The sequence below is a fragment of the Halanaerobiales bacterium genome (assembly GCA_035270125.1).
Taxonomy (GTDB): domain Bacteria; phylum Bacillota; class Halanaerobiia; order Halanaerobiales; family DATFIM01; genus DATFIM01.
In genome coordinates this window covers 1-11135 of sequence record DATFIM010000199.1, presented here as the reverse complement: position 1 = coordinate 11135, position 11135 = coordinate 1, and the positions used below count along the sequence as shown (strand labels likewise).

The following is an 11135-nucleotide window of genomic DNA, read 5'->3' as shown; positions in this document are numbered from 1 at the left end:
ACATTTAAACGTGATGAATAAAATTTGACTTCAACTCCATAAAGTAAAGTATCTCTTGAATAAAGACCAGGAGCAAGTTCATCTAAAGCTTCTAACATCTCAATAATACCGGTTAAATGCCTGTGTGGTAATACCAGACTTAAATCACCTGGAGTAGCTTCTTTAAGTGTTGGTTCAACTATACTTCTATTTATTCTTTCTGGAGTAGAACGTCTTCCATTTAAAAGATCGCCCAGTCTTTGAACTAATACACCACCACCTAAAAGGTTGGCTAGTTTGGCTATATCTTTTCCATAAGTTATTGGTTCATGGAATGGTTCAGTAAAAGTCTTACTTACAAGTAAGGCAAAGTTTGTATTTTCTGTTTTAATATCAGCATGACTGTGGCCATTAACTGTAATTAAGCCCTGATTATTTTCATTTACAACTTCACCATAAGGTGACATACAAAAAGTTCTTACTTTATCTTCAAAAGTAGGAGTCCTATAAATTAATTTAGATTCATACATGTTTTCAGTTAATTCTTCAGCAATAACTGCCGATGTTTCAACTCTAACCCCTATATCTACAGGGTTAATAGTCATATCAATTCCTAATTTTTTAGCTTTATCACTCAGCCATTCAGCATTTTCACGACCGGGAGCAGTTACTACATATTTTGCATAATAAGTATCTCCATCAGCTGTTTTTACTCCCTTGATCTCTTTTTTCTCAATAATTAAATCTTTAACATTTTTTCCAAATTTAATATCTATCCCATGCTCACGGATATAATCCTGCATATTACCTAAAACAGTTTTACTATAACCTGTTCCTAAATGGCGGAGTCTGGTTGGGATAAATTTAAGACTTGCTTTAATTGCTTTTTCTTTCATTTCCGAAACCTTTTCATTATTTCCTCCAAATATTCTATCAGGTGCTCCAAATTTTAAGTACATATCATCTGCATATTTTATATTTTCTTCAAGTTTCTGCCAGCCAATATACTCATTCAAATTTCCACCAATTTCAGGAGTTAAAGATAACTTACCATCACTAAAAGCACCAGCTCCTCCCCATCCTGAAACAATAGCACAACTATTACAATTAGCACATTTACTACCAGGATTTTCTTTCATAGGACAAATTCTTTTATCTAAATTATCTCCTTTTTCTAGCATTAGGATATCCAAATCTTTATTTTTTTCAATTAATTCAAGAACTGTAAAAATTCCTGTAGGTCCTGTACCTACAACTATAAGATCATAACTTTTTTTCATTTATCAATACCTCCAAAATGAAATAAAATTTACTTACAACTTATTATACCCTCTTATATATTCAAGATAATAACACTTATTCCTTCCTGAATAAATAAAAGCCCTCTTTGTAAATTATATAAAGAGGGCTTTAAAACTTAAGTTAATCTATATCTTCTATATCCATTTTATCTAAAATTAAATTATATCCATCTTCACCATAGTCAAGTGCTCTTTTTACTCGACTAATAGTAGCAGTTGAAACTCCAGTTTTTTCAACTATTTCCTCATAAGTTACACCCTGTTTTAACATTTTAGCAACTTCTAATCTCTGACCAAGAGCTTTAATCTCAGCTATAGTTGCAATATCCTTAAAAAACTTATAACACTCTTCTTTATCTTCAAGTAATAAAATAGCCTCAAAAAGTTGATCTGTAAACTCATTTTTAATACTTTTTGACATTATACCCCACCTTTCTATAATAACTATTTACTCCCATTCAATAGTGCCAGGAGGTTTTGAAGTAATATCATAAACTACTCTATTTACAGAATTAACCTCATTAACAATTCTGTTAGAAATTCTTTCTAAAAGATCATAGGGTAATTTTACCCAATCTGCAGTCATAGCATCATCACTATTAACCGCTCTTAAAATAATAGGATAACCATAAGTTCTTTCATCTCCCATGACTCCAACACTTCTTAAATCAGGAAGAACTGCAAAAGACTGCCATATTTCTTTTTGCATTCCTGCTTCTTTTATTTCTTCTCTCACAATTGCATCTGCATCTCTTAGAATTTCTAACTTATCTGTACTTATTTCACCAATAATTCTTATAGCTAAACCAGGTCCTGGAAAAGGTTGTCTCCAGACTATCTCAGAAGGCAAACCAAGAACTTCACCAATTTTTCGAACTTCATCTTTAAATAAAAAGCGAAGTGGTTCTACTAGTTTAAAATCCATATCTTCCGGTAGGCCACCAACATTATGATGACTCTTTATTGTTGCAGCTTCATCAGAACCTCCACTTTCTATAACATCTGAATAAATGGTTCCCTGAACTAAATATTCTGCATCTTCTAATTTACCTGCTTCTTCCTCAAAAACTCTTATAAATTCATTACCAATAATTTTTCTTTTTTCTTCAGGGTCTTTAACACCCTCTAGTTGTTCTAAAAATCTATCCTTTGCATCTACATATACTAATGGTATATTAAATTCTTCAGCAAAAGTTCTTTTAACCTGTTCTGGTTCACCTTTACGCAAAAGACCATGGTCCACAAAAATACAGGTTAATTGTTCTGATATAGCTTTATAAACAAGGGCAGAAGCAACTGCAGAATCAACTCCTCCCGAGAGTCCACAAATAACTTTTCCATCTTCTACTTTTTCCTGCACTTCTTCAATTTGTTCATTAATATAATCTGCCATATTCCAGGTAGCATTTAAATCACATATTTTAAATAAGAAATTATGTAGTATATTTTTTCCTTCAATGGTGTGTATGACTTCAGGATGAAACTGTACTCCATAAAAATCATTTTCTTTATTTTGAAAAGCTGCAGCTGGAGTTATTTCTGTTTTAGCAGTAATTTCAAAACCCTCTGGTTGTTTTTCTACTCTATCCCAGTGGCTCATCCAGACCTGACTCTTATTTTTTATCTCAGCAAAAATCCCTTCGTTTTTGATTATTTCAATTTTTGCTTTACCATATTCACCCTGCTCTGCTTTATTTACTTCACCACCTGCTAATTGTGAAGTCATAAGTTGCATACCATAGCAAATCCCTAGAATTGGTATACCTAATTCATAAATTTCTTTATCAATTTTTGGTGAATTTTCTTCTGTTACACTATTAGGTCCTCCAGAAAAAATAATACCTCCTGGATTAATTTCTTTTATTTTTTCAATATCTGTATGATAAGGTAATATCATTGAATAAACATTGAATTCTCTTATCCTTCTGGCAATAAGTTGACTGTATTGACCACCAAAATCAAGAATTAAAATTTTATTTTCTACCATTTTTTCATCCTTTCATCTTTTAATTGCATTTGCTTTCAAATTTTATTATAACAAATTTCTATTTAATTTGCTAGAATAATTATTCAATTAAAACCATTGCATAATAATCAGGTATTTCACTTTTATCTTTTAATACATCTATTTCATAACCATTATTACGAACAGTAGCATATACATCTATTCCACAACTTTCCAGCGAAGGTCTTGTTTCTGAAGGTTTAGGACATTCTTCCTGGCAGTCACCACAATCTTTACAGGGACCACATGCCAAACCAAATGCTTTTCTATAACCAGCTAAAAAAATATATTTTTCTAACTCTATGACAATTTTTTGCATTTCTGGATCATTGTGTCCTTTAAGTAGTAAGGCCCAATCATATTCTTTTAATACTTTTTTAGTTTCTTCCACAGAAGGTGTATTAGGAGGGCATGTGTAATTTTTACCATAATCTTCACAGGAATATCTACATTTCCATTTAACCCAATTTGCAACTTCAATAGTAGAAGTAGAAATTATTTTGGCCTCTTCTACCCCTAAATTTTTAGCTTTTTTAAGGAAAGAATTATACTTTTTGATATACTTCACCCCTTATATGAATAAGTAATTACTTCTATATTATTTATTCTTTAAAAAGTTAATATTTCCTTGATAAATTTATATATTTATTTACTTAAAAATAATCTTAAAACATTAAAAAAAGGGCAGCTGGTAAAATACCAACTGCCCTTTATTTTAGTAATATTTATGGTTAACGGCTTATTTACATCATGCCGCCCATTCCGCCGGGCATGCCACCCATTCCAGCTGGCATTCCACCACCGGCAGGAGCGCCACCTCCACCGTTATTATCATCGTCATCACCTTTATCTGCAACAAGACATTCAGTAGTAAGTAACATTGCTGATGCACTTGCAGCATTTTGAAGTGCTGAACGAGTTACTTTTGCTGGATCAATTATACCGGATTTGATCATATCAGTGAATTCACCTTTCATAGCATCAAAACCGATTCCAGATTCAGCATCTTTTACTTTTTCTACTATTACAGAACCTTCATATCCTGCATTATCTGCAATTAAACGTACAGGTGCTTCCAGTGCTTTTCTTACAATATCTACACCTGTTGCTTCATCTCCTTCAAGCTCAAGATCATCAAGTACAGATAGTGCTTCAAGATAAGTAGTTCCACCACCAGCTACAAGTCCTTCTTCGACTGCAGCTCTTGTAGCAGAAAGAGCATCTTCAATACGGTGCTGTTTTTCTTTTAATTCTGTTTCAGTAGCAGCACCTACTTTTATTACAGCTACTCCACCAGATAATTTTGCAAGTCTTTCTTCTAATTTCTCTCTATCAAAGTCAGAACTTGTATTTTCAATCTGTCTTCTTAGTAGCTTAATTCTTTCTTTAATATCTTTTTTGTTACCTTCACCTTCGACTACTGTTGTATCATCTTTAGTTACAGTAACTTTATGTGCCTGACCAAGGTCAGCCATAGTAGCATTTTCTAACTGACGTCCTAGATCTTCAGTAATTACAGTACCACCAGTTAAAATTGCTATATCTTCTAGCATTTGCTTACGACGATCTCCAAATCCAGGTGCTTTAACTGCTACACAGTCAAATGTTCCACGAATTTTATTTACAACTAGAGTAGCTAGAGCTTCACCCTCTACTTCTTCTGCCATAATAAGAAGTGGTTTTCCTTCCTGAGCTACTTTTTCAAGTAGTGGAAGAATATCCTGGATATTTGAAATTTTCTCATCTGTAAGTAAAATATATGGATCTTCAAGAGAAGCTTCCATTGTTTCAGTATCATTTACCATATATGGTGATAAATAACCTTTATCAAACTGCATACCTTCAACAACTTCTAAGGAAGTACCCATACTCTTTGATTCTTCTACAGAAATAACTCCATCCTGTCCAACTTTTTCCATTGCTTCTGCTATAAGATTACCAACTTCATCATCATTTCCAGCAGAAATAGAAGCAATTTGAGAAACAGCATCTTTACCTTCTACAGGTTCACTGATATCTGCAATTTTATCAGTTAATTTATTAACTGCCTTTTCAATACCTTTTTTAAGAATCATAGGATTAGCGCCAGCAGCAACATTTTTAATTCCTTCTTTGAAAATTGATTCTGCTAAAACAGTAGCAGTAGTAGTACCATCACCAGCTATTTCATTTGTTTTAGTAGCTACTTCTTTAACAGTTTGGGCTCCCATATTTTCATAATGGTCTTCCAATTCTATTTCTCTTGCAATACTTACACCATCATTAGTAATTGTTGGTGCACCAAATCCTTCTTCTAATACAACATTACGTCCTTTTGGACCTAACGTAACTTTTACAGAATTAGCTAAAGAACTAACACCATCTTCTAATTTACGACGAGCTTCTTCGCCAAATTTTAACTCTTTTGCCACTATATATCCCTCCTTGGAGATTTTCAGTTATTATTTCTTTTTTTCAATTTATAAAAATAAGTACCTGGTTCAGTTTTAACCAATAACTGCAAGAACATCTTCAATACTTAATACAAGGTAATCTTCACCTTCAAGTGTTAATTCTGTTCCAGCAAATTTATCAAAAACAACTACATCCCCTTCTTCTACCTCAGGGCCATTTTCTTCAGTACAGCATCCACTACCAACAGCAACAATTTCTCCCTGCTGTGGTTTTTCATCTTTCTTGGCTGTATCTGGTAGTACTATTCCACTTTTAGTCTTTTTTTCCTCTTCTTCTTCTTCTTTAATTTTAACTGCAACTCTGTCTCTTAACGGCTTAATTTTCATTCAGTAAACCCCCTTTAAGATTTTTAATATTTATTTTTATTAGCACTCATTAGAGTTGAGTGCTAACAATTACTGTAATAATAATATCTAAGTATATATTTAAAATCAAGGGAGTATAATTAGCTAAAAACCCCATTAAACTCAATTAAGTCCATAATACTTAGATATTCTTCGTTAAACCTTATTTATCTTTGTCTGTTGATAAAAATATTATAAAATCTCAATTTCAACTCCAAATTTTTTTCTTATTTTCATGAAATCCTGACCTTTTAAATCTTTTCCATAATCATCAAATATTACAGAGGGTAATATTATTAAGGTATTTTCTGGTTTGCTAAATTCATATTTTTCCATTCGGAGTATTATATCCCCTACAGTTAATAAACCCGCTGTTAATATACTTCCACCAAAAAAATTACTTTCAACTTCTAAAACATTTATTATCTTTTTAGAAAAAATACCTTTCAATTCATTATCAACCATAAATTTCATCATTTCTTTTGCCATCCTGGAAGTAACTAAAATTATCTCATTAACTTCATAGTTCTTTATTGAATTTATTATTTTATTAATAATTACTGGCTCTAAATCATAATCCATAACCAAACCTGATCTCTGTCCACTTTTTTTAGTAATTATCATTTTAGATTTAGAATTATTTTTTGTGCTTATAATAGGGTTTTTAAGTTTTTTTATTTTATTAAAAGCATCAACTCTAGAAAATACTTTTTCATCATTAACTTTTTTTATTACATCCCCAATATTTAAAACACTATCATCAGCTGGTGACCCAACTATAATTCCTTTTACAATTGCATCTAAATTCTTAAGATATGGAGGTTCCAAAATAACTGGAGTTTTAATATTTTTGTTAATTTTATTAACGAATTTACTTAATTTTGTATATAAATCAAACTCAAATTTCATATTATCATTAGTGTAGTCTGTAAAAGCAGGCATAAAAACTCTAATAGTTTCAGCATTATACTTATCTAGATAATTAATTGTATTTTCTATACTATTCCAGCCCATAACATGGGGGAGAGCTACTAAACTGCCATTGAAATTTATATGATAATCATCCAATCTTTTAATAGCAGAAAAAACTTTATTACCATTTTTATCTTTCATTAAATATTTTCTTTCAGCTGGATTTGCACAATTTAAAGAAATATTTAAAGTTATATTTCCTAACTCATCAATCAATCTTATTATTTTTTTACTTAAAAAACTACCATTAGTAGTAATCCTTATTTCTTTTTCAGACCATCTATTTCTCAAAATTTTCAATATCTCACTTATTTCTGGATGATAAAAAGGTTCACCTTCAATTATTTTTGTTGCAGATTCACCCAGGATTACTGGCCCTTCTTTTGGTAAAAAATCTATCATTTTTTTGATAAAATTAAAATTTAGATGACCATAACTTTCAACTTTTAATTCTGGGGGATTTTGAAAATGACTGCAAAATTTACAATGTAGATTACATTTAGAAGTAACAGGCAAAATATTATTTTCCTGAACTGTTTTTAAAATTAAATATTTTTGTTTACTATTCATATTATCACCTATAAACTAAGGTTAGGATCAGCATTAAGACTTAGATCTGAAAAATCATTTTTTTGATATTGATAATAAGCTACTGCCCCTATCATAGCTGCATTATCAGTACATAACTTCAACTCCGGATAATATAGTTTTAGTCCTTTTTTATTTACTACTTTTCTTAATTGTTTTCTTAATTCCTGATTTGCTGCCACTCCTCCAGAAATAACTACACTCCCTACTTCATAGTTTTTAAGAGCTTTAATTACTCTTTGTATAAGAGAATCGATTACTGCCTGCTGAAAACTAGCTGCAATATCAGCTATATTAAGCTTATTACCTCTTTGCTTTTCATTATGAACATAATTAATAACTGCTGTTTTTAATCCACTAAAACTAAAATCATAAATATCATCATTATTAAAAGAACGAGGAAAATCAATTGCCTCTGGATCACCTTCTTTAGCTTTTTTTTCAATAACAGGACCTCCAGGATAACCTAAATCAAGAAAACGAGCTATTTTGTCAAAAGCTTCTCCTGCTGCATCATCTCTAGTTCTACCTAAAATTTCATATCCTCCTAAATCTTCAAAATAAAGAAGATCAGTATGGCCTCCAGAAATTGTTAAGCAGATAATGGGAGTTTCAATATCAGGATTGGAAATAAAATTTGCATAAATATGGCCTGCTATATGATTTACACCTATAAAAGGTTTATTAAGGGCATAAGCAAGAGCTTTAGCAGTAGAAAGCCCTACCAATAGCCCTCCAACTAAACCCGGGCCATGAGTAGCTGCTATAGCATCTATTTTTTCTAAATCAACTTCTGCTTCTTCCAAAGCTTTTTCAATTACCGGATTTATAAATTCTAAATGTTTTCTAGAAGCGATTTCAGGGACTACCCCCCCAAATTTGCGATGCCAGTCAACCTGGGAAGCTACAATATTTGATAAAACATTAAGGCCATTTTTAGTTACTGCTGCCGCTGTTTCATCACAGGAAGTTTCTAAGGCCAATATATATATATCATTATCCATTATTTATCACCTTCCACATTATTAAAGCATCTTCATTATTATTTTCATAGTAATTTTTCTTAGAATCTACAATTTTAAAATTTCTTTTTTTATAAAAATCAATTGCTTTTGTATTACTTTCCCTAACTTCTAAATATAAGTTATATTTTCTAGACATTCCTGCTGTATTTTCTACATTTTCTAATAGTAAAGAAGCAATCCCCTTTTTTTGATGTTTTTTAGCAACTGCCAGATTTGTAATATGAATATAATCTTTTAAAATCCAAAAACCAATATATCCTAAAATCTCTCTGCCTCTTCTAGCTGTAAAATAAATAGCATGAGGATTTTTTTCTAATTCACTTATAAAAGCATTTTTGGACCAGGGATCATTAAAAACATCTTTTTCTATTCTCATAACCTCATTTATATCTTCTTTTTCCATTAAATCTATTAATATTTCCATATTATTCACTTTCAATTTTCTTGAAATTAATTTCAGCCTGAGGTTTTTTAAGATAATTTGGTTTTAATTCTTCTACTCGATGAGAAATACCGGCCTCAAAATAATTTTTCCCTAATTCAGCTACAAGGGCTCCTCGAGGATTATTAAAGGAAGGAGAAACAAATTCATAGTTAATATCTGTTTCTTTAATTATATCTCTATAACTATTTACACCATTACCTATAAAACATACTTTCTTTTCATCAATTGAATCTATAAGCTTTATTTCTGCCATTAATTCTTCTAAAGATAATGTAGTATCATTCCAGCTTCTTTTTTTATTAAAATCTTCCTCTTTTTCATAATTATCAAAAAGTGCAGTATAAACTCTTTCTCTTCTGGCATCTATCATAGGTACTAACAATCCTATAACATTTTTATAATTATACGCCAAAACTTCAAGGGTAGATATTCCTACAACAGGAATTTTTAAAGCCTGAGCAAAACCTTTAACAGTACTTAAAGCTATTCTAAGACCAGTAAAAGATCCAGGGCCAATTGTTACTGCAATACCATCAATTTCTCTTATATTATAATCTGATTCTTGAAATAAATGAGCAATGTTAGGTAAAAGCCTTTCACTATGTCTTCTATATAAAGCTAAATTAATCTCTGCAATGATTTTATCATTATCCAAAAGTGAAATTCCTGCCATTTCTGTACTTGAATCAATCCCTAATATTAACATATTCGGCCAATCCTTTCATTAATTTTTTTGATTTTTTACCTATGGTTTTAAATTTTAACTTTCTTTTTTGTTCAGAAATTATTTCAAAATTTATAAGCAAAAAATCTTCTGGTAATAAATCAAAAGCTAATCCAGGCCACTCTATAACAATAATTCCTTCTCTATAAAGATATTCTTCAAATCCAATATTTAATAAATCTTCTTCTTTATCAAGTCTATATAAATCCATGTGAAAAAGTGGAATTTTGCCAGGATATTCATTAATTAAATTATAGGTGGGACTACTCACTTCCTTTTCTATATTTAAAGCTTCAGCCAGCCCCTTAACAAATCTTGTTTTTCCACTACCTAAATCACCTTTTAATAAAATTATTTGGCCGACTTCAACTTTTTTACCTACAATTTTAGCAAATTTAATAGTATCATTTTCACTATTGGACATATAAAATTTATCTCTTTTCATAACTTAACACCTCTATTGTCTCAATTCATTTAAATTATCTTCTATATAATTATTTATCCAATTGACAATCTCCGGGTGGTTTATTTTAATATCACCAATTTCTTTTTTTATTTCCGTAGTATTTAATTCAAATTCTTTATTATTGTATATATGTTTATATATAAAATCAAGTTGGGGATTAGTTATAATTAATGAAACAATTGTCCCAATTATATCCCCAAGGGGAGCTCGATCAATATGATCATATTCAAATATAACTTTCAAACTTGTCCCTTCACCTTTTTGAGAATCTAATATCAATTCTCCATTACAATTTTCTGCTGCTCGTTTTAAAAAAGGAAGACCCAGCCCAACTTCTCTGGTAGTTCTACTTGTTACAAAAGGATCGAGAACTTCTTTTTGTTCTTTTTTATCCATCCCGGTCCCATCGTCTTTAATCTCTATTTTAAGTAAATTTTTCTTAATCTTTTCTGCTACAATTATTTCTACCTGCTCAGCTTTTGCAGCAATTGAATTCTGCACAATATCTAAAATATGTAAAGAAATTTCTTTCATTAATTTCACCTCTCTGCTAACTATCTGTATTATATCATATTCTCTCCAAAGCACAAAAACGGCAGCTTCTCAAAGTGAGATAACTGCCGTTTAAAAAATCATTCTAAATTATTTTTTTTAGTTTCTATCTCTTCTTCTATACTTAGTGTGAAGTAAGTGGTGTGAATCTCCACTAAGTGGTTCACCAAGATATTCCTCATAAAGTCTTACTATCATTGGGTTTTTATGCGATTTTCTAATAACTTTACTTTCATCTATGCTGGCAAGTCCTTTACCTCTCTTTTCTTTTATTTCTTTA

The 11135-nt window shown here is 30.7% G+C and carries 13 protein-coding genes; all 13 read right to left on the bottom strand.

The genetic code is table 11. The features are described from left to right. A partial coding sequence (locus tag VJ881_10040; protein ID HKL76393.1) for an FAD-dependent oxidoreductase occupies positions 1-1259 on the bottom strand: 1259 nt, incomplete at its 3' end. Positions 1260-1401: 142 nt separating this feature from the next. Continuing rightward, entirely contained in the window at positions 1402-1701 is a 300-nt protein-coding gene (locus VJ881_10035; protein ID HKL76392.1) for a YerC/YecD family TrpR-related protein, read from the bottom strand. A gap of 27 nt (positions 1702-1728) precedes the next feature. Next, complete coding sequence (gene guaA, locus VJ881_10030; protein HKL76391.1) at positions 1729-3267, bottom strand: glutamine-hydrolyzing GMP synthase; 1539 nt, start codon at positions 3265-3267, stop codon at positions 1729-1731. Between the two features lie 79 nt (positions 3268-3346). Continuing rightward, positions 3347-3853: a DUF2284 domain-containing protein gene (locus tag VJ881_10025; protein ID HKL76390.1), complete on the bottom strand. Its 507-nt coding sequence runs from the start codon at positions 3851-3853 to the stop codon at positions 3347-3349. Between the two features lie 175 nt (positions 3854-4028). After that, complete coding sequence (gene groL, locus VJ881_10020) at positions 4029-5696, bottom strand: chaperonin GroEL (GenBank protein ID HKL76389.1); 1668 nt, start codon at positions 5694-5696, stop codon at positions 4029-4031. A 75-nt stretch (positions 5697-5771) separates the two neighbouring features. Beyond that, positions 5772-6065, bottom strand: a complete 294-nt coding sequence (locus tag VJ881_10015) for a co-chaperone GroES (protein HKL76388.1) — start codon at positions 6063-6065, stop codon at positions 5772-5774. A 210-nt stretch (positions 6066-6275) separates the two neighbouring features. Further along, entirely contained in the window at positions 6276-7625 is a 1350-nt protein-coding gene (locus VJ881_10010; protein ID HKL76387.1) for a DUF512 domain-containing protein, read from the bottom strand. 8 nt (positions 7626-7633) lie between these two features. Then, entirely contained in the window at positions 7634-8647 is a 1014-nt protein-coding gene (gene tsaD, locus VJ881_10005; protein HKL76386.1) for a tRNA (adenosine(37)-N6)-threonylcarbamoyltransferase complex transferase subunit TsaD, read from the bottom strand. Continuing rightward, complete coding sequence (gene rimI / locus VJ881_10000; GenBank protein HKL76385.1) at positions 8640-9092, bottom strand: ribosomal protein S18-alanine N-acetyltransferase; 453 nt, start codon at positions 9090-9092, stop codon at positions 8640-8642. Before rimI ends, tsaD begins: the two co-directional genes overlap by 8 nt. Position 9093: 1 nt before the next feature. Then, complete coding sequence (gene tsaB / locus VJ881_09995) at positions 9094-9819, bottom strand: tRNA (adenosine(37)-N6)-threonylcarbamoyltransferase complex dimerization subunit type 1 TsaB (protein HKL76384.1); 726 nt, start codon at positions 9817-9819, stop codon at positions 9094-9096. Beyond that, complete coding sequence (tsaE, locus tag VJ881_09990; GenBank protein ID HKL76383.1) at positions 9800-10282, bottom strand: tRNA (adenosine(37)-N6)-threonylcarbamoyltransferase complex ATPase subunit type 1 TsaE; 483 nt, start codon at positions 10280-10282, stop codon at positions 9800-9802. Before tsaE ends, tsaB begins: the two co-directional genes overlap by 20 nt. A 12-nt stretch (positions 10283-10294) precedes the next feature. Continuing rightward, complete coding sequence (locus VJ881_09985; GenBank protein HKL76382.1) at positions 10295-10837, bottom strand: ATP-binding protein; 543 nt, start codon at positions 10835-10837, stop codon at positions 10295-10297. A 117-nt stretch (positions 10838-10954) separates the two neighbouring features. Next, positions 10955-11135, bottom strand: a 181-nt coding sequence (locus tag VJ881_09980) for an iron hydrogenase small subunit (protein ID HKL76381.1), incomplete at its 5' end; no start/stop codon positions are given.